The organism is Gilliamella sp. W8123, assembly GCF_016101085.1.
Classification (GTDB): Bacteria; Pseudomonadota; Gammaproteobacteria; order Enterobacterales; family Orbaceae; genus Gilliamella; species Gilliamella apis.
This window is the reverse complement of the sequence record NZ_JACFRE010000010.1, coordinates 33,643-54,480: the sequence shown is the minus strand read 5'-3', so window position 1 is coordinate 54,480 and position 20,838 is coordinate 33,643. Positions and strand designations below refer to the sequence as shown.

The 20,838-nt window shown below is 34.7% G+C and carries 17 protein-coding genes; 10 read left to right on the top strand and 7 right to left on the bottom strand.

What is annotated here, in order from left to right; genetic code table 11:
• The 10 genes from H3T56_RS11630 to H3T56_RS10915 form a co-directional block, all read left to right on the top strand.
• On the top strand, nt 1–244 hold a 244-nt coding region (locus tag H3T56_RS11630; RefSeq protein ID WP_232351437.1), incomplete at its 5' end, for a hypothetical protein.
• A gap of 158 nt (nt 245–402) precedes the next feature.
• Nucleotides 403–1,776 (top strand): sodium-dependent transporter, encoded by a 1,374-nt coding sequence (locus H3T56_RS10955; protein ID WP_198192995.1) that lies wholly within the window; start codon nt 403–405, stop codon nt 1,774–1,776.
• A gap of 264 nt (nt 1,777–2,040) precedes the next feature.
• The gene (htpG, locus tag H3T56_RS10950; protein WP_065578237.1) at nt 2,041–3,915 is read left to right on the top strand and encodes a molecular chaperone HtpG; all 1,875 of its coding nucleotides are present in this window, start codon (nt 2,041–2,043) and stop codon (nt 3,913–3,915) included.
• 186 nt (nt 3,916–4,101) lie between these two features.
• On the top strand, nt 4,102–4,965 hold the full coding sequence (gene licT / locus H3T56_RS10945) for a BglG family transcription antiterminator LicT (protein WP_198192993.1): 864 nt from the start codon (nt 4,102–4,104) through the stop codon (nt 4,963–4,965).
• 159 nt (nt 4,966–5,124) lie between these two features.
• Nucleotides 5,125–7,026, top strand: coding sequence for a beta-glucoside-specific PTS transporter subunit IIABC (locus H3T56_RS10940; protein WP_198192992.1), 1,902 nt, complete (start codon nt 5,125–5,127; stop codon nt 7,024–7,026).
• Nucleotides 7,027–7,029: 3 nt separating this feature from the next.
• Complete coding sequence (locus tag H3T56_RS10935) at nt 7,030–8,421, top strand: glycoside hydrolase family 1 protein (protein ID WP_198192991.1); 1,392 nt, start codon at nt 7,030–7,032, stop codon at nt 8,419–8,421.
• Between the two features lie 77 nt (nt 8,422–8,498).
• Nucleotides 8,499–9,317: a histidine phosphatase family protein gene (locus H3T56_RS10930; protein WP_081298831.1), complete on the top strand. Its 819-nt coding sequence runs from the start codon at nt 8,499–8,501 to the stop codon at nt 9,315–9,317.
• Between the two features lie 175 nt (nt 9,318–9,492).
• Entirely contained in the window at nt 9,493–10,818 is a 1,326-nt protein-coding gene (locus tag H3T56_RS10925; protein ID WP_086319922.1) for an OprD family outer membrane porin, read from the top strand.
• Between the two features lie 12 nt (nt 10,819–10,830).
• Nucleotides 10,831–11,595, top strand: a complete 765-nt coding sequence (locus H3T56_RS10920) for a histidine phosphatase family protein (protein ID WP_065578232.1) — start codon at nt 10,831–10,833, stop codon at nt 11,593–11,595.
• A gap of 300 nt (nt 11,596–11,895) precedes the next feature.
• Nucleotides 11,896–12,438: a methylated-DNA--[protein]-cysteine S-methyltransferase gene (locus H3T56_RS10915; RefSeq protein ID WP_198192990.1), complete on the top strand. Its 543-nt coding sequence runs from the start codon at nt 11,896–11,898 to the stop codon at nt 12,436–12,438.
• A 72-nt stretch (nt 12,439–12,510) separates the two neighbouring features.
• On the opposite strand, the gene H3T56_RS10910 is transcribed toward H3T56_RS10915, so the two are convergent.
• The 7 genes from H3T56_RS10910 to deoD all read right to left on the bottom strand — a co-directional run bounded on the left by H3T56_RS10910 (nt 12,511) and on the right by deoD (nt 20,709).
• Nucleotides 12,511–13,419 carry a lysine exporter LysO family protein gene (locus H3T56_RS10910; protein WP_086361081.1) on the bottom strand — a complete coding sequence of 303 codons (909 nt, stop codon included), beginning with the start codon at nt 13,417–13,419 and terminating at the stop codon, nt 12,511–12,513.
• A 100-nt stretch (nt 13,420–13,519) separates the two neighbouring features.
• Nucleotides 13,520–14,446: a VirK/YbjX family protein gene (locus H3T56_RS10905; RefSeq protein ID WP_165755217.1), complete on the bottom strand. Its 927-nt coding sequence runs from the start codon at nt 14,444–14,446 to the stop codon at nt 13,520–13,522.
• A 272-nt stretch (nt 14,447–14,718) separates the two neighbouring features.
• Nucleotides 14,719–16,020, bottom strand: a complete 1,302-nt coding sequence (gene eno / locus H3T56_RS10900; RefSeq protein ID WP_065578227.1) for a phosphopyruvate hydratase — start codon at nt 16,018–16,020, stop codon at nt 14,719–14,721.
• 54 nt (nt 16,021–16,074) lie between these two features.
• The gene (pyrG, locus tag H3T56_RS10895) at nt 16,075–17,706 is read right to left on the bottom strand and encodes a glutamine hydrolyzing CTP synthase (RefSeq protein ID WP_065651651.1); all 1,632 of its coding nucleotides are present in this window, start codon (nt 17,704–17,706) and stop codon (nt 16,075–16,077) included.
• A gap of 281 nt (nt 17,707–17,987) precedes the next feature.
• Complete coding sequence (locus H3T56_RS10890) at nt 17,988–18,680, bottom strand: Crp/Fnr family transcriptional regulator (protein WP_065578225.1); 693 nt, start codon at nt 18,678–18,680, stop codon at nt 17,988–17,990.
• A gap of 128 nt (nt 18,681–18,808) precedes the next feature.
• Entirely contained in the window at nt 18,809–19,969 is a 1,161-nt protein-coding gene (tsgA, locus tag H3T56_RS10885) for an MFS transporter TsgA (protein ID WP_198192989.1), read from the bottom strand.
• 32 nt (nt 19,970–20,001) lie between these two features.
• A complete protein-coding gene (deoD, locus tag H3T56_RS10880; RefSeq protein WP_198192988.1) occupies nt 20,002–20,709 on the bottom strand; it encodes a purine-nucleoside phosphorylase in 708 nt (235 codons plus the stop codon).
• Between the last annotated feature and the right edge of the window lie 129 nt (nt 20,710–20,838).

Below are 20,838 nucleotides of genomic sequence, written 5' to 3'. Positions count from 1 at the left end.
GTTTGCCATGCTAACCTCACTCAGTTGTCAGCACGTTGCCAATGTCGCTAAATTAAATACACCAAACTTATTTGCCAAAATAAACGTTTATGTTTATAGCAAGCTAATTTTAGTTTTAAAACCAATTTCGGTGAATTGTGGATGGGATTTTGGCTTTAAAAACCCCGTTCCTCAATTTTTTTATAGCTCTTTTTTTACAGTAAATCACTTCAAAACACCATTAAACCTAACTTTAACGACTTAATTTTTTTATTGGCTATCGTTATTAATGATAATGTCTTCTTGTTTATAGACTTATTTCATGGCATGATTTAGCGCTTTATTGATCTAATAAAAAAATAGTTAGGCTTTTGCTGATACTAAAGTTAAATATTTAATCATAACTCTAGGGAAAATAAATTCATGAGTACAGGTACTATGAAGAAAAGTCATTCACAGTGGAGCTCTCGCATGGGATTTATGCTTGCAGCTGCTGGTTCTGCTGTGGGATTAGGTAATATATGGAAATTTCCATATATGGCAGGTGAAATGGGTGGTTCAGCATTTGTGCTCACCTACTTACTATTTATGTTTGTAATTGGCTTGCCTATTTTAGTTTTAGAATGGTTAATCGGCCGTCGCGGACAAAAAAATCCAATTCATACCATGGAAGATGTTGCAGCATCAGAAGGCCGCTCAAAATTATGGCGTTGGGTTGGCATTATTGGTGTACTTGGCTCGTTTTTGATTCTCTCGTTTTATAGTGTAATTGGTGGCTGGGCAACCGATTATATCTTTTTAGCTATTAATGGTACGTTTAATGGCGTAGATGGCAAAGCCACTGGTCAAATCTTTGATAGCTTCCTTGGCAATACCAATAGCTTATTAATCTGGCATACCGTATTTATGGCAGCTAATACCATTATTGTTGCAATGGGTGTTGGCGCTGGTTTAGAGCGTGCTTGTAAAGTAATGATGCCAGGTTTAGGGATTCTATTATTAATCTTAGTTGCTTATGCGGCAATTGTAAGTGGACCATCATTTGGCAAAGCATTTGATTTCTTATTCACACCAAACTGGTCTGCATTAAATGGAACAGCAATTTTAGCGGCTTTAGGGCATGCATTCTTTAGCTTGTCATTAGGTATGGGGATCATGATGGCTTATGGTTCATATCTTGGTAAAGATGTAAATTTACTATCAACAGCTCGCACTGTAGTTATTTTAGACGTTATTGTAGCCATGTTATCTGGCATGGCGATTTTCCCACTCGTATTTGCCAATGGTTTACAACCAGATGAAGGAGCGGGTCTTATTTTTGTTACTTTACCAATTGCCTTTGGTAATATGGCTGCCGGTTCGATTTTAGGTTGCTTATTCTTTATTTTTCTAACTTTTGCCGCATTAACTTCGTCAATTTCACTACTTGAACCAACAGTAGAGCTTTTAGAAGAAAAAACTCACATGGGCCGTAAAACGGCAACCGTAGTAAGTAGTGTGTTAATTTGGGCTTTAGGTATCGCTTGTATTTTATCATTCAATAAATGGGCGGATGTTAAACTATTTGATAAAGGTATTTTTGATCTACTTGATTATCTAACTAGTAAAATTATGTTACCTGTGACAGGATTAGGTACCGTTATCTTCGGTGCTTGGATGATGAATCAAAAAGTTATTCGTAAAGAACTTAACTTAAGCAACTTCTGGTTTGGTGTGTGGACAGTGTTAACTCGAGTCGTTATTCCAGTTGCCGTAGTTCTAATTTTAATTTGGGGATTTTTACCAAAAACTCGATAATTTAATTATCAACAGTAGCCCTGATAACTATCAGGGCTTTTTTTTGCATAATGAATTAAAAAATCAGCAATCAATTATTTATAACCATATTGTCTCTTGAAATTACTTTTTTCATTCCCATATTGCAATACAACAATTAATCAAATTATTATGTCAATATTAATCAATTAATATTAACGAGATAACATGTTATTTATCACTTGAAAGTGAGCGTTTTGTGGTTAATATTAATTGTATTTGCAAATATAGCTGAGGTATTAGTCAATGAGTAAGCAAGGAACTGAAACACGTGGATTTCAATCCGAAGTTAAACAAATTCTTCATTTAATGATTCACTCTTTATATTCTAATAAAGAGATTTTTTTAAGAGAATTAATTTCAAATGCTTCAGATGCAGCTGATAAGCTTCGTTTTAAAGCACTTGAAAATCCTGATTTATACGCTGGTGATGCCGAGCTTGGGGTTCGTATTTCAACCAACAAAGAAGCCGGCACCTTAACCATTGCCGATAATGGTATTGGTATGACTCGTGATGAAGTCATTGAGAATTTAGGAACAATTGCTAAATCAGGCACCAAAGCATTTTTAGAATCAATTGGTAGTGATCAAGCTAAAGATAGTCAACTTATTGGTCAATTCGGGGTTGGTTTTTACTCAGCATTTATTGTTGCTGATAATGTTACCGTGACAACTCGTGCGGCAACGGCCAAAGCCGATGAAGCTGTTATGTGGCAATCTGCTGGTGAAGGTGAATACACCATTTCTGATACTAACAAAGAAACACGTGGTACTGAAATCGTCCTACATTTAAAAGATGATGAAAAAGAGTTTTTAGATGATTGGCGCTTACGTTCAATTATTAGCAAATATTCAGATCACATCTCATTACCAGTTGAAGTACAAACTACTGATGAAGAAAGCAAAGAAGTTAAATGGGAAAAAGTTAATAAGGCGCAAGCACTTTGGACGCGTAGCAAATCAGAAGTAACTGATGAAGAATATAAAGAGTTTTATAAACATATTTCCCACGATTTTGCCGATCCACTAAGCTGGAGCCACAACCGTGTCGAAGGTAAACAAGAATATACTAGTTTGCTCTATATTCCATCTAAAGCACCATGGGATATGTGGAATCGTGATAATAAACACGGTTTAAAACTATATGTGCAACGTGTATTTATTATGGACGATGCTGAACAATTTATGCCGAATTATTTACGTTTTGTGAAAGGCCTAATTGATTCAAATGATTTACCATTGAATGTATCGCGCGAAATCTTACAAGATAACAAAGTCACGCAAAACCTACGTAATGCATGTACTAAGCGTGTTTTACAAATGCTTGATAAACTTGCTAAAGATGACAAAGAACAATATCAACAATTCTGGAGTGAATTTGGTCTGGTGTTAAAAGAAGGGACTGGTGAAGATTTTAGCAATCGTGAGTCGATTGCTAAGTTATTACGCTTTACTACCACTAACAGCGATAGCGAGGTACAGAGCGTATCATTAGATGATTACATCAGCCGTATGCAAGAAGGTCAAGAGAAGATCTACTTCATTACTGCCGATAGTTATGGCGCAGCCAAAAATAGTCCTCACCTTGAATTATTCCGTAAAAAAGGTATTGAGGTATTATTACTTTCTGATCGTATTGACGAATGGATGATGAGCAATTTAACTGAATTTGCAGGTAAACAGTTCCAATCTATCAGTAAATCTGACGAATCAATCGAGAAGTTAGCCGATCAAAATAGTGATGAACAAAAACAAGTTGAAAAAGAACTTGAGCCATTTATTGAGCGTGTGAAAAAAGTTTTAGCTGACAAAGTTAAAGAGGTTAAATTAACCCATCGTTTAACTGATACACCGGCAATTGTGACGACGGCTGCTGACGAGATGTCTACCCAAATGGCTAAATTATTTGCTGCAGCAGGACAGAAAGCACCAGAGATCAAATATACATTTGAGATTAATCCTGATCATCAATTAGTTAAACGCATCGCTAATACTCAAGATGAAACAACATTTAGTGACTGGGTTGAGTTATTGTTAGATCAAGCGCTTCTTGCTGAAAAAGGATCATTAAGTGATCCAAGCAAATTTATTCAGACTATGAATAAATTATTGGCTCAATAGTTAATTTTCTATTTCTAATATTCAACCCGACAAGGCTTGCCTGTCGGGTTGATTGCTATTTTTTACTGCAAAAGATCAATAAATTTTAAGCCAAATTTTGATACCTATCACACTTTTTCATTTTATTACTTTCTATTTTTGTTAAGCCAGACATAATAATTTAACCTTTAATTTAGACTGTAACAGATGAAAGTTCATAAAATATTAAATAATAATGTTGTGGTAACATTAGATGCAAAGGGAAATGAATTAATTGTTACTGGACGTGGGGTAGGATTTAAAAAAAGGGAAGGAGACAAAATTGACCCCCAACTTATTGAAAAGCAGTTTTCATTGAATAATCAAGAATTACTGCCAAAGTTTGCTGAGTTGCTTTCGGAAATACCTATCGAAATTCATACAACTTCAGATATCATTATCAATTATGCTAAGAAGCAGTTAGGTGGCAAATTACAAGATAGTATTTATATTTCTTTAACTGATCATATCTATTTTGCTATTGAAAGGCATAAGCAGGGATTTGATATTCCGAATAATTTTATTTGGGAAATAAAAAAATTCTATCCAAATGAATATCAAATTGGTTTACATGCTTTATCAGTGATTAAACAGCGCTTAGGCGTCGAACTGCCCGAAGACGAAGCAGGTTTTATTACCTTACATATAGTCAATGCTCAACTAAATGATACTATGCCGAATATCGTTAATATGACGAAGATCATGCGCGAAATTTTGAATATTGTTAAATACCATTTTAGATTTGAGTACGATGAAAACAGCCTTTCTTATCAACGATTTGTCACGCATTTAAAGTTTTTTGCTCATCGTATTTTGAGTCATGGCAAACCAGCGCAACAAGATACATCATTATATGAAATTATTCGGCATAAATATGAACAAGCCTATTTGTGTACAAAACAGATAGACTTACATTTAATCCAACAATATCAGCATCCATTATCCGATGATGAAAGTTTGTATTTGACTATTCATATTGAAAGATTAAGAGCCGAGCTAAAAAATAATAGTGTGATCGAAATCACAAAATAATTAACTAGTTGCAACAATATTATAAAATTTATGTTAATTTAATTAATACTAAAATTTTGGATTGTTATTGCATCAAATGTTTTTTTGATGCAAGCAAAACCTAAACTCTCAATGGAATGGGGGTTTAGGTTTTTTTTTGCGCTTAAATAAGGATAAGCTATGAAAAACAAACAACTTGCCGAAGTAATTATTGAGCATGTAGGTGGTAAGGATAACATTACCAGTCTAGTACATTGTGCAACTAGACTTAGATTTGCGTTGAAAGATGAATCAAAAGCAAACGCTGAATTTTTGAAAAAACAAGCGGGTATTATTACCGTTGTACAAAGTGGTGGACAATTCCAAGTCGTAATCGGTAACAACGTTGCAGATGTGTTTAATGACATCATGCAATTAACTAATCTTAGTGAAAAACCGACCAACGATGTTCCATCCGCTGCACCTAAAGGTATTGTATCAAAACTGATTGATTTAGTTTCAAGTATCTTTATCCCTGCGCTAGTTGTACTTGTTGCTGGTGGTATTTTTAAAGGAATAGTAGCAATACTACAGGTTATGGAACTTGTTCAAGCCGGCTCACCAACCCTTAACTTTTTAAATGCGATTGCAGACGCTCCATTCTATTATTTACCAATCATTCTAGGCTTTTCAGCGGTTAAAAAATTCGGTGGTAATCCTTATGTAGGTATGGCATTAGGTGGTGCATTGGTTCATCCTAGTGTGGTTGGCATGTTAGGTAATGCATTTGAATTACAGACAGAATTTTTTAGCATTCCAATTAAATTAATCCCTTACCCTTCTTCGGTTTTTCCGATAATTTTAGCTGCATGGTTTTATTCATTATTAGAACGCAATTTTAACAAGATTATGCATGATTCGTTCAAAAAGTTTATTGCTCCATTATTTGGTTTGATAATTACCGTACCATTAACCTTTGCTGTTATTGGTCCAGTTGTGTCATTCTTAAGTGATACAGTTGCTAATGGTATCATCTATGTTTATCAACTTAACTCTGTCATTGCTTCTATGATTTTAGCTGCTCTTTGGCAAGTGATGGTGGTATTTGGTATCCATTGGGGATTAGTACCATTTGCGATGAATAATATCTCGGTTTATCAAGAAGATTTTATGATCCCAATCTTATTCCCTGCAGTATTTGCTCAAGTTGGTGCGGTATTAGCGGTTATGTTACGCAGCAAAGATCCACAAGTTAAAACATTAGCAAGTTCATCGGTATTATCAGGAATTTTTGGGGTAACCGAACCGGCCATTTATGGTATTAACTTACCATTAAAACGTCCATTTATTATCGGCTGTATTTCAGCAATGATTGGTGGTGGTATTGTTGGTTATTATCATTCGGTTATCTATTCATTCAGCTTTATTAGTATCTTCTCATTTTTACAATTAATTCCACCTACAGGCATTAATGAAAAGTTTTATGCGGTAGTATTTGGTTCACTTATTTCATTTGCAGTAGCAACATTAGTTACTTATCTATTTGGTATCCCAAAAGATAAAAAACAAAATAATGGAAATGAAACAGAAAATTCTGATTCAAATAACAATAAAACTGATAGTGATGAACTTGTAAAAACAATCACTATTGCCAGCCCATTAACTGGTCAAATTATAGACTTAAAGGAAGTTAATGATGCTACTTTTGCGAGTGGTTTAATGGGTAAAGGTACTGCAATTATTCCAACTATTGGCGAAGCTGTCGCACCAGAAGATGGTGAAGTAGTGTCACTATTTAGAACGAAACATGCTATCGGTTTCCAAACTAAATCAGGTGCAGAAATACTTATCCACATTGGTGTTGATACAGTGAAGTTAGATGGCCAACATTTTGAAGCTCATGTAGAAAGTGGTCAAAAAGTGAAAAAAGGCGATCGCTTGGTAAGCTTTGATATTGAAGCAATAAAACAAGCCGGCTTTGAAGTCACTACACCAATCATTATCACTAACAGTGATGACTATATCGATGTGCAGTGCATATTTAATCAAGATAATATTCAACATGGTGACGCACTATTAGCGTTAAGTGCAAACAAGGAGTAAAAAATGGCTAATACTTTTCCTAATGATTTTTTATGGGGTGGCGCAATTGCTGCTAACCAAGTCGAAGGAGCATATAATGAAGATGGTAAAGGTCTTTCAACATCTGATTGTACTCCTAATGGTCTATTTGGCGATATAGTTGATCGTAATAATGTTGAAATTACTAGTATTAAAGATCGTGCTATCGACTTTTATCATCGCTATCCAGAAGATGTAGCCCTGTTTGCTGAAATGGGATTTAGTTGTTTAAGAACATCAATCGCATGGACACGTATTTTTCCTAATGGCGATGAAGAACAACCAAATGAAAAAGGTTTAGCATTTTACGATAAACTGTTTGACGAAATGTTAAAACATAACATTACGCCTTTAGTCACCTTATCACATTATGAAATGCCCTATTACCTAGTTACTCAATATGGTGGTTGGGGAAACCGTAAAGTGATTGAGTTTTTTACTCGCTATGCCAAAACTGTTTTCGAACGCTATAAAGATAAAGTGAAATACTGGTTAACGTTCAATGAAATTAATATGTCACTACATGAACCATTCACCGGTGTCGGTTTAGCTAGAAATAGCAGTAAAGCAGAAATCTATCAAGCTATTCACCACCAATTAGTAGCCAGTGGTCAGGCTGTTAAACTTTGTCATCAAATTATACCCGATGCAAAAATTGGTAATATGTTACTTGGTGCTATCGCTTACCCTCTTAGTCCAAAACCAGAAGATGTTTGGGCAACGCATTTAGAAAATCATGGTTGGTTGTTCTTTGGTGATGTGCAAGCACGTGGCTATTACCCAACTTATATGAATCGTTATTTTAAAGAAAACAATATTGAATTAACGATTACCGATCAAGACCGTGAAGATTTGAAAGAAACTATCGATTTTATCTCGTTTAGTTATTACATGAGTTGTTGTGGTACAGCTGACGACTCACTTCGCCAAAAAGGTAATATTCTTGATATGGTACCTAATCCACATCTCAAAGCGTCTGAATGGGGCTGGCAGATCGACCCAATCGGTATCCGTTACTTATTAAACTTGCTTTATGAACGTTTTCAAAAACCACTATTTATTGTTGAAAATGGCTTAGGTGCTAAAGATAAGCTTGAAGCAGATGGCACCATTAATGATGACTATCGAATTAATTATATGAATGATCATTTATTGCAAATTCGTGAAGCGATTAATGATGGTGTTGAAGTGATGGGATATACCAGTTGGGGGCCAATTGACCTAATTAGTGCATCTAAAGCAGAAGTAACTAAACGATATGGTTTTATCTATGTGGATTTAAACCAAGACGGCTCTGGTACGTTAAAACGCTATAAAAAGAAAAGTTTTTATTGGTATCAATCAGTCATTTCATCGAAAGGTGCTAATTTAAAATAATGATGATTCCGGTAGGTCCTCTGCCCTACCGGTAATTTTACTCATCATACTAATGACAATGCTATATGAGGCTAATGATGAAAAATAAAACAATTAAAGCAGTATTCCTTACTAGTGCACTATTATTAACAACGCTTGCTACTGGTTGTAGCAATAAAGCAAATAATGCCACAAGCAATAATAGTGATGATGCCATTAACATTTATTTTGCTCGACACGGTAAAACTTTATTTAATACCTATGATCTTGTACAAGGCTGGGCTGATTCACCATTGACTGACAAAGGTATTGAAGTTGCTCGTTATTTAGGTGAAGGTTTTAAACAGCAACACATTCAATTTGATGCTTATTACACCAGTGATGCCGGACGTCAGCGTGAAACAATGCAAGTTTTGTTACAACAAAAAGGGGTTAAAGATTACCAGATCCAAGAATTAAAGGGTTTACGTGAAGTTTTTTATGGTGGATTTGAAGGAGGAAGCAATGCCAAGATGGTATCTGCATCCATGAAATCTCTTGGTTTTAAATCTGTTGATAGCTTTTATAAAAGTTATGTGCAAGGACAAATTCCCGTGGCAACTCTAACTAATGCCATCGCTAAGAGTGATCCTAAACAGCAAGCGGAAAATTTTGACCAGGTTAAAGAGCGTACCCAAAATGCTCTACATAGCATTGTAAAAACAGCTCAGGATAAACATCAAAAAAATATTTTGGCTATTTCATCTGGTATGTCAATGCAAGCTATGATTTCTGATTTAACCGATAACCCAAATAAAAACAAACCATTGTCAAATGCTACTGTGGTTAAAATTGTGTATCAAAATGGTAAATATAGTGTAGTTGAAATTGGCAGTATGGACTATGTTAATCAAGGTAAATTATCACTAAATAAATAAACAACTGGAGGCAAACAAATAACCATAATCTGAATAAAATTAGATGATTAGTAATTAAATTAGTAAAATAGGATTGTTACTGCTTAGGCAGGCAAAACCTAAATATCAGCCCAACCGATAGGTTTGTGGGCGGTATTTAGGTTTTTTTTTGGGAAAATAAAGATAGGATATAACAATGAAAATAAAGTACCTTTCGCTAGCACTTCTTAATATTATGTGTTTTTCAGCTGTTGCGGCTGAAGCAAATTCGCTAAATACTGATAATAGTTTTTTCAAAGATAGCAAATTTGAATTTTCAACACGTAATCATTGGAAGTATTTAAAAGAAAATGCATCGCAACCCAAAGAAGTTCACAGTGCATGGGGACAAGCATTAACACTTAACTATAAATCAGGTTATTGGTTAGATATCTTGGGATTCGATGTTACTTATGACAATGTCATCAAACTTGGAGCCAGTGATTATTTTGCAACTCGTAACTTACTTTATAATGATGGTAAAAAAGCTGATAAACACAATGCACACGGTTTTAACAAATTTACACAACGTTATGCTAAAGTCAAATTTGGCAATAAAGATGTCAATTTTAATGGTAAAGCTGGTTGGCATAGTTTAAAAGACATGGGGGTAATTAGTTCATCGCAAAATTTAACCCGTAACAGTTATCTCGGTTATAGTGGAACATTTAAATACTCTAATTTGGCGTTATCGCTAGCTTATATTGATAGTGCTCTACCACGTGAATCGGCCAAAAAAGTGCATTTTTATAGTTTAGATAGAAAATCTGAAATTGATAATATCAAAACAGCTGAAATCGCCTATAAAGATAAAGTAATTAAACTTGACTACTCTTATGGTGTAGCAAAAGATTATATTAAACGTCATGCGATTGAGTTTTCTTATAAACCGATAGAAAAACTAACCGTTGGCTCACAAATCTATGGCAGTACTGCTCTTAAAAATCATGACAAAATGAAAGCCAATGTGCGTGATTTTGATGATTCAGCGTGGCATTATGCAGCCGATGTTGAATGGAAAGAAGCAGACTGGAGTGCCAAATTCGGTATCGCTTATACCGACGCCAATCGCAAAGGCGCTATCGGTTATTATGGCCGTCACATAGGTAAAAATAACCGTGGACGTTATAATGGTATGGCTGCGGCTGGTGCAGACTATATGCGTGACGGCGAAGTAGTTTTATCAAGCGTGTTAGGTTATGACTTCTTTAAAGATAATACCACTGGTTTATATCTAAACTATGGTGAATTTAACTATAAACACGAAACCCTAAAAAATGGTGAAATCAACGTGTTTAATATCTGGAAACCAACCAGTGGAACATTTAAAAATCTATCTATTTTGTCAAAATTTGGTTATGGTTGGTCTTATAAAACCATGAGCAGTAAAGACATTACCCCTAAATTGAGAGACGGCCATGCGCAACGTTCACCAACATTATCAGCAGAAACCGTTATTGATTATCGATTCAACTTGTTATAAAAGGACGAAACTATGAAAAAACTTATTAAACTTATTGGCTTAACCGCAATTCTTACCGCATCACTAGCACAAACTGTTGCTGCCGATGTGAATATCTATTTTACTCGTCATGGTAAAACTATGTTTAATAACGTGCATCGTGCACAAGGGTGGTCAGACACACCTCTTACTAAACCTGGTATTGAAGTTGCAGAGCAACTTGGCCGAGGTTTAAAAGATGTTGATTTTATTTCGGTATATTCAAGTGACTCTGGTCGGGCCAGACAAACAGCAAGAATCGTACTTGAATCTAAAGGTGAAACTAAATTAAACATTAATGAAATGGAAGGCCTGCGTGAAACTTGTTTTGGTGATTTTGAAGGTGATCTTGATCCAAACATGTGGAACCCAGCAGCACAACATCTAGGTTATGAGTCTGACAAAGCCCTAATGGCTGATTTAGCTAAAGGTAAAGTTACCCTTAAAAAAATGATGGATGCGATCAAAGCTGTTGAGAAATCAGGTCAAGCTGAAGACTATAATGCTGTTAAAACTCGTATGCAAGCATCATTAAAAGCTATTGCTAAATCTGCTCAAGAACAAGGTGGTGGTAATGTATTGGTGGTCTCTCACGGTATGGCTATTATGGCAATGGTTGAAGAGATGTTAGACAAACCAATCACGAGTGGACTTGGTAACGCTAGCGTAACCAAAATCCGTTATACCGATGATGGTAAATTTATCGTTGAATCATTAGGCGATATGAGCTATGTAGAAAAAGGCAAAGCTAGCAAATAATCTTTACAAAAAGACTCACTAACGTGAGTCTTTTTTTATTATTGTTGAGTCATATTGTATTCACTCTACTTTGTTTAATCACTTTACTTTCGATATTAATACATAAAAATAATAAGTTAGTTTACTCATACTCATTATTCGTAATAGTCTTATAATATTTTTATTAATCAATTTGTTAACAAAAATAATTTTAATAACTACTGAATTGAACAATCTAAAATAAACAACTATTTTTACTACTTAAATTACATTAACTGGTTATAATAAAGTATCGCTTAATCGGTAATATTAGGATTTTTCATGTTTTATATTAGCCACTATTCGTCACCAATGGGATTGATAACTTTAGCTAGCCAGAACAATAAATTAATTGGTGCTTGGATTGAAGGACAAAAATATTTTGGCCAAATTGTTAATTCTGTCAAACAAGAAAAATCTAATTTAGTAATATTTAATCAGACTAAAAAATGGTTAGACGACTATTTTCTAGGAAAAAAACCATCTATAAAGCAATTATCACTGGCTCCTCAAGGTAGCGCATTTAGGCATATGGTATGGGACATATTAGCGCAAATTCCTTACGGTGAAGTCATTACCTATGGCTATATCGCAAAACAAGTGGCATTGCAATGTAATAAGCCACATATGTCCAGTCAAGCCGTTGGTGGAGCGGTTGGTCACAATCCTTTATCAATTATTATTCCTTGCCATCGGGTTATTGGTGCCAATGGTAACTTAACTGGTTATGCCGGTGGAATTGATAAAAAGATCTGGTTGCTAGAACATGAACAAGTAGATATGCAGAAATTTTTTCTGCCTAAGAAAGGCTCTAAAGCTCAATAATAATGGTATTCTTGCGAATTAGAGATTTCAAAAAAAACAGATTCTCAACTTATTTAGTCTTTATGTCGCAGCTTAAATCCCACCATAATTAAACAGAGTCATAAATATTGGCATTATTAACGTTAATAAAAAACCTTGCACGATGGCTGGTGGTACAATACTTACCCCTGCACCTTTTTGCAGCATAGGTAAGGTAAAATCCATAGAAGTTGCGCCACATAAACCTAGTGCAGTAAGTTTATATCGTTTGATTAAGGTAGGAATTAAGATAATGGCACATAATTCTCGTAGAATGTCATTTAAGAAAGTAGCACTACCAATGATTGGACCATGAGCTTCGGTCATTAGTATTCCTGACAATGAATACCAACCAAATCCTGATGACATTGCCAGCCCCACTCGTACTGGTTGTGCCAATATCAAGGCGGCAATAATACCACCTAAAAAGGTACTTAGGATGACAATAATGGCCGTAGCAATACCCACTTTATTCAATAAAATCTGTTTTAACGAAATATTATTACTACGCAACTGAATACCAATAAGTAATAGTAAAAAGACTAAAACCACTTTGGTAATATCTTCACTATATTGCCAAATAAAAAGTGGAAAAAGTCCTGCAACAAATCCTACTATCAATGCAATACAGACCCGCAAAGATTCCAAGATCATTTTAAATCGTGATTGATAAGTTGCATCATTATGTGAAGTACGCCATGGTAAAAAAAGATCAACAATAGCTAAAAAAATAAAGTTACCGCCAAAAGTGCAGATAAAAATAATACCAGTATAAAATAAGATAATTTTTAAATTAGCGGCAAGATTATCTAAATGAGCTAGTTCGGTTCCCATTATAAATAATATAAAATAGACCATCCAGCTTAGGACTTGGTTTATTTTGGCGATCCATTTTTGCTCTTTAAATCTAATCAAATAACCTAGACATAACGGTACTAAAGCAATAAGAATACCAAAATACATATTTCATTCCTTAATTATCATTTTTATATTAAAAGTATTAGATAGATTTGGATCTTGATTAATATCGCTTGCAATATAATGCAAGCGATAGATTAAAAGATTATTTTAATAATGCTAATTGTGTTTCAATATTGTTCTTGAGCTCATCTAGTAATGCATAACGATTGCGATACTCAGAACGCTTTTTACTGGCAACCTCTTCAAGTGATTTGCGGTTAATCTGGTTTGGCAATATAAATAACGATCTTGAATCTTGCTTACCATCAATAGTTAACCAAAAATCATCATAGTCAGATAAGATTCTCTCTTGTCGGCTATTATAACGCCAGTTGTTGTAGACATGAGTTTTATTACCCACCGCTATAATCTGTTCAAGTTGAAAATAACCAGCAATAATTAACGCAGCCTCAACTGCCACACGTTTAGGAAAAAGCCCATAGCACTGTTTTGTTGCCTGTTGTACTCGGGTTCGAGCTTCATGATGCCCTGTTCCTTGTAAGCCGGAAATAAAAAGTGTCGACTTTTGTTGATATTGCGCGATAGTAAAAGTTAACGTCGCTAAATCAATGCCATCATTATCATAAAAATAGAGGCTGAGTTCCCCTTCCCGAGCATATTTATTACGTGCTTGAATCGCAATTTTTATATTGGCGTCATTTTTTGCCCTAATACTAGCCAATTCAAAGGGAGTATCTAAGTTATAGAAGGCTTTTGTCATGCTATCAGGACGATTAGCTAAAAAATCATAATGATAAGCTAATGCCTCGTACCGCTCTTGTTGACTCAAACAAGAAGCTAAATAAGGTCGTTGTAGTTTACATGGTAAATTAGTTTGGCATGATAAATAGTAACCAAGTAATTTGTATTGTCTTAATTTGTCTAATAATTTAAACGTAATAGGACTTAAAAATAGAGTTCGAAGAAAAAATTTATAACGATAAGTCGGTTTAAGCCATAATTCGTTAAGTGGTAATTTACCTGAACAAAGCCAGTTAAAAAGTTGCCATTTACTTTTAGGCTGGGACATATTCGTAATATTATTCATAAGCAGAAAAAAGTATTCGTATTAGTTAATATATAAAAGAGTTATATGTGGTTAAATTATAAATTATCAATTAGATATTTATGATTATTTTCAAATTTAAGGCACCATTTAACGTAAGAGCCTAAGAGTACAACACAACCCAAAGCAACGCAACCCTTATGGTGTTATGTCACCGCTTGAGTAATAAAAATAAGCAATAAAAAACGGTGAACTGAGTCACCGTTTTATTAAAAGGCATCGTTTATAAAAACGAATTATTGACCTTTAACTTCTTTTAAACCGTTAAATGGTGCTTTTGAACCTAAAGCTTCTTCAATACGGATTAATTGGTTGTATTTAGCAACACGATCAGAACGGCTCATTGAACCAGTTTTGATTTGACCAGCAGCTAAACCAACAGCTAAATCAGCGATAGTTGAATCTTCAGTTTCACCTGAACGGTGAGAGATAACCGCAGTATAACCCGCATCTTTCGCCATTTTAACAGCTGCGATAGATTCAGTTAAAGTACCGATTTGGTTAACTTTAACTAGGATTGAGTTAGCGATACCTTTCTCAATACCTTGTTTGAAGATTTTAGTGTTAGTTACAAATAGATCGTCACCAACTAATTGGATTTTGTTACCTAATGCTTTAGTTTGGTATGCCCAACCTTCCCAATCGCTTTCGTCTAAACCATCTTCGATAGATACGATTGGATATTGTTCAGTTAAACCTTCTAGATAGTGAGTAAATTCTTGAGCTGTGAACTCTTTATTACCTTCACCTTTTAATACGTATTTACCAGTTTCTTTGTTATAGAATTCAGAAGCTGCACAGTCCATCGCTAAAGTAATGTCTTTACCTAATACATAACCAGCTTTTTCAACTGCTTCTTTGATGCAAGCTAATGCTTCAGCATTTGAACCTAAGTTAGGAGCAAAACCACCTTCATCACCAACAGCTGTGTTCATGCCTTTAGCGTGAAGTACTTTTGCTAAATTGTGGAATACTTCAGAACCCATACGGATTGCTTCACGTACTGTTTTAGCACCAACTGGTTGAATCATAAATTCTTGTAAGTCGATGTTATTATCAGCATGTTCACCACCATTGATGATGTTCATCATTGGTAATGGCATAGAGTATTGACCTGGAGTACCATTAAGATCAGCGATATGTTGATAAAGTGGTACACCTTTAGCTGCTGCTGCTGCTTTAGCTGTCGCTAAAGATACAGCAAGAATTGAGTTAGCACCTAAGTTTGATTTGAAATCAGTACCGTCTAAGTCAAGCATTACTTGGTCGATAGCTGCTTGATCTAACGCATCTTTACCAACAACTGCTTTAGCAATTGGGCCATTTACGTTTTCAACAGCTTTAAGTACGCCCTTACCTAAAAAGCGAGATTTGTCACCATCACGAAGTTCTAATGCTTCACGTGAACCTGTTGATGCTCCTGATGGAACGATAGCAAGACCAACGAAACCACCTTCTAAATGAACTTCAGCTTCAACAGTTGGGTTACCACGAGAGTCGATGACTTCACGACCATGTACTTTAACGATTTTTGCCATGTTATTTTCCTCTATATGACAGATATGTAACTATAATGTAAATATAAACTATTTTTACTGCTGATCTTGATGATCTTTGGCAGCTTTAATAAAACTACTAAATAATGGATGTCCATCACGTGGTGTTGAAGTGAATTCCGGATGGAATTGACACGCAACAAACCATGGATGATCAGGAATTTCAATAATTTCTACTAGTTTTTTATCAGTTGATAATCCTGTTACTTTTAATCCAGCTTTAACCACTTCTGGTAATAAATTGTTGTTTACTTCATAACGATGGCGATGACGTTCGGTAATCGATTCTTTTTTGTACATACCTGCAACTAATGAATCAGGCTCTAAATGACAAATTTGAGAACCTAAACGCATAGTACCACCAAGATCACTATCTTCACTGCGTTGAACCACTTTTCCTGATTCATCGCTCCATTCAGTAATTAATGCAATTACTGGATTTGCGCAATCTTTAACAAACTCTGTTGAATTAGCATCTTTTATGCCAGCAACATTACGAGCATATTCAATTAATGCCACCTGTAGACCAAGACAAATACCTAGGTAAGGGATCTTGTTTTCACGAGCATAACGTGCCGCCATAATTTTGCCTTCAACGCCACGATAGCCAAAGCCACCTGGGATTAATATTGCGTCTAAACCTTGTAATATTTCGCTGCCGCGAGATTCAAGATCTTCTGAATCAATGTAACGGATGTGAACGGTTAAACGATTTTTTAAACCACCGTGTTTTAGTGCTTCATTCACTGATTTATAAGCATCTGGTAAAGCAATATATTTACCAACCATACCGATAGTTACTTCACCAACTGGATTAGCTTCTTCGTAAATCACTTGTTCCCATTCAGATAGATCCGCTTCTTTGCATTCAAGATGGAAGCGATTGCACACAAAAGTATCTAAATTTTGTGATTTTAATAATGCAGGGATTTTGTAAATCGAATCAACATCTTTAAGTGAAATTACCGCACGTTCAGGCACATTACAAAATAGCGCAATTTTAGCTCTTTCGTTAGCTGGAATAGCCCGATCTGAACGACAAATTAATACGTCAGGTTGAATACCAATTGATAATAACTCTTTCACTGAGTGCTGTGTTGGTTTAGTTTTTACTTCACCAGATGAGGCAAGGTAAGGCACTAATGTTAAGTGCATAAATAATGTGTGTTCACGACCAACATCTACCGCTAGTTGACGAATTGCCTCTAAAAATGGTAGTGATTCGATATCACCAACTGTGCCACCTACTTCAACGATAGCAACATCATAACCTTTTGCACCATCAATAACTCGATCTTTGATGGCATTAGTGATATGAGGAATAACTTGGACTGTCGCGCCTAAATAATCTCCACGACGTTCTTTGCGTAAAACGTCAGAATAAATACGTCCAGTTGTAAAGTTGTTTTTTCGGCTCATTTTAGTGCGGATAAAACGCTCATAATGCCCCAAATCAAGATCGGTTTCGGCACCGTCTTCAGTCACAAAAACTTCACCATGTTGAATTGGGCTCATTGTTCCCGGATCGACGTTGATATAGGGATCAAGTTTTAGCATGGTGACTTTTAAATTGCGGGCTTCTAAAATTGCAGCTAGAGATGCTGCGGCAATGCCTTTACCTAAAGAAGAAACGACACCGCCTGTTACAAAAATATAATTCGTGACCATTAATACCAGACCATTATTAATTTAATTGAACAATATCACATAAGTTTAAACCATAAAAACTAATGCAATATATGATGAATCAGACGGGAAAATAGTATAACAGAATATGGCTTAGCTCACAATTGAATAATTATGTTTAATCGATAAGTTACTCACTTTGCTTAATGAAATAAGATCTATTATTTAGATAATCCGTCTAATATTAATTCCAATATAGTTAATATTTTTTTGATATCTTTTTCAGTAGAACGTTTTATTGGCGATTAACGATATAATTTAAATTACTTAGCGAATTTCCCCTTAAATTCGATAAACTCTTTAAGGTTATCGATATTTTTAATTTCTAATTTACCTGCAACTTTATGTACGATATCTAAGTTAATTAACTCATTAACAGCACGACGATAAACACGGTCAGTAGTACCAAAACGTTCTGCTTCTAAATAGTTTTTTTGAAAATTATTAACCGGGTGAATATTAAGGTGATGTTGATACATATCAAAAGCAATGTTGTAACAAATTGAATATAATGTTCTTTTTAAGAAGATATCTAAGGTTTCTTGATAATCAAAGGCGATAGCACTAGCGAAAAACAGTGCTAATTTAGGATGTTCAAGTAATGATTGATATAATTTATCAATACTAACGACAGCGATAGTTAATGCTTCTTCGGCGATAATATCAAATTGACATAAATAGTTGGTGAAGAACTCCATTTCGCCAAATATATGCTCATCGCAATCTACCGTACCTATATGAAATCGACGTCCATTATTGGCCTGATAACGTATTGAAATCGTACCATTATAAACAACAATTAAATTATCGACTTTACATCCTTGACGAAAAAGCGTAGTTTTTTCATCTACGATTTTTTTTTCAACAATACATTGCTCAATAATTGAAGCAAACAACTTATTATTATCTTGCCAATAATGACTAAAACGACCTTTATTTAATGATTTTAATTGCATATCACTCACACATTAATATTCGATAACGTATAGATACTTAATGATCTACAGCGTTATCTTTTTCTAATTTGGTACAATTATTTTCAATAATAATAAAAGATATGCCATTTCAATCTAATCTATTATTTTTAATTATTGACCCTTTTCTTTAAAAGAATTGAAATCACCAACATAACAATAATAACAGCATAAAGTATAGGTATCGCATTCATGATAATTTGAATACCCAAATAGTTATATAATTTCGAGCTTATAGCTGGACTAAACATAGCCCCAGCACTACCACTAATTAAAATGAATGAAACATTTTTACTTGATGCTTTTTTTACAAAGGTCACGCCATAAGCCACAAAAGCGTTATATAAAGCAGAGCATACAAATCCATATCCATAAGTATAGTAACCAATATAATCAATATGTTCAGTATTGACGATCATCAGTGTCATTATGAAGGCTAATAAAATGATAGAAATAAAAAAGTGCTCAATTTTAACTCGCGTTACAATCGCCGTCGAAACTAATGCTCCGATTAAGGCTGCTGTCCAGTATTGAGTAATAATGTTGCCTGCATCTTCAAACGAAATTAAAAATTTTTGGCTAACAAATAGAGGAGCCCAAGTTAAAAACGTATATAACGCTAACATCGCCAAAAATAAACCGAAACCAGAAGATAAAATACCAAAGTTCCATTCAGATCGCTGATGCTTCTCTTGTTTTGCTTTAGGCTGATTAATTAAATCAAAATTAGTAAATAAAATAATGATTAACATCAATACTGCAACTATTCCAACCGTTAAATAGCTACTAGCCCAAGATAGATTATGAGTTAAAGCATAGGTAGTGATTAGCGGGAAAATGATGCCAGCAATATTAAATGTAGCATCTTGTACCACTAACATTGTACTTTGTATCTTATCTTGCCAAGTCGATACCACAATAGTACCCGCGATACACAACCCTATTCCACCACACAAGCCTATCAAAGTCATACAAACTTCAAGTATTATTAGCGAGTTGGTGATATATAAAATAAAGGAACTAATAACAATAATTGTATAACTAAGTAAGGTAATTCGTTTAATCCCAATAATATCGATTAAAAAGAAAGCCAAAATAGTTCCTATTAAAGCCCCACCATTTAATAAAGAAAAAATGAATGCAACACTGTTTACATCTGCATTAAAATTTTGCGCTATTGGTTCTATTAGCATACCAAACTGAGAGGCAAAACCAGCCATAATAAAGTTAGCTAAAAAACTAATAAGTGTGAGCGATAATTTATTTTTCATATTTCCATCCGAAAAAGGCAATAAATAACCAATTAAGATTTAATAGCCACGTTTAAAGCAAGTTTGATCATATTATTAAATGTCATTTGCCTTTCTTCCGCCGTTGTCTCTTCACCAGTTAAACAATGGTCTGAAACCGTTAAAATGGCTAACGATTCGACATTAAACTGTTGCGCAATTCCATATAAACCAGCAACTTCCATATCAATTCCTAGTACTCCTGATTTTTCTAATGTGTTAATCAACGTTTCATCAGGGTCATAATAAAGATCGCCACTAAACACATTACCTACTTTAACTGGTAAATCCATAGTATTAGCCATTTCATAGGCACGATGTAATAACGAGAACGTCGCCGATGTGGCAATATTATAACCATTAGCTCTTTTTTGATTAGTCATTGAATCCGTCCCTGCAGCCACGGCTAATATGACATCACGCATTTTAACGCTTTGCTGTGTGGCACCTAAAGAACCCACTCGGATAATACGTTTAACATTAAAGTCATTAATTAATTCATGCGCATAAAGGGTTATTGATGGAATCCCCATGCCATGCCCCATTACTGACACCGCAACGCCCTCATACAATCCAGTATATCCTAGCATATTACGTACATTACAAACCTCTTTAACATCGGTTAAGTAATTTTCTGCAATAAATTTTGCGCGTAAAGGATCGCCGGGCATGATAACAGTTTGAGCAAAGTCATTGGGATTAGCATTAATATGTGCAGTCATAATATTTCCTAAATAATAAATAAATTGCTCCAATTATAATAAAGATATTTTTGTTTCAACTAGGACATAAGTCCGAACCTGATGCGTTATACCACATTTTTAGGAAATTATTTGACGATTACTTTTTCA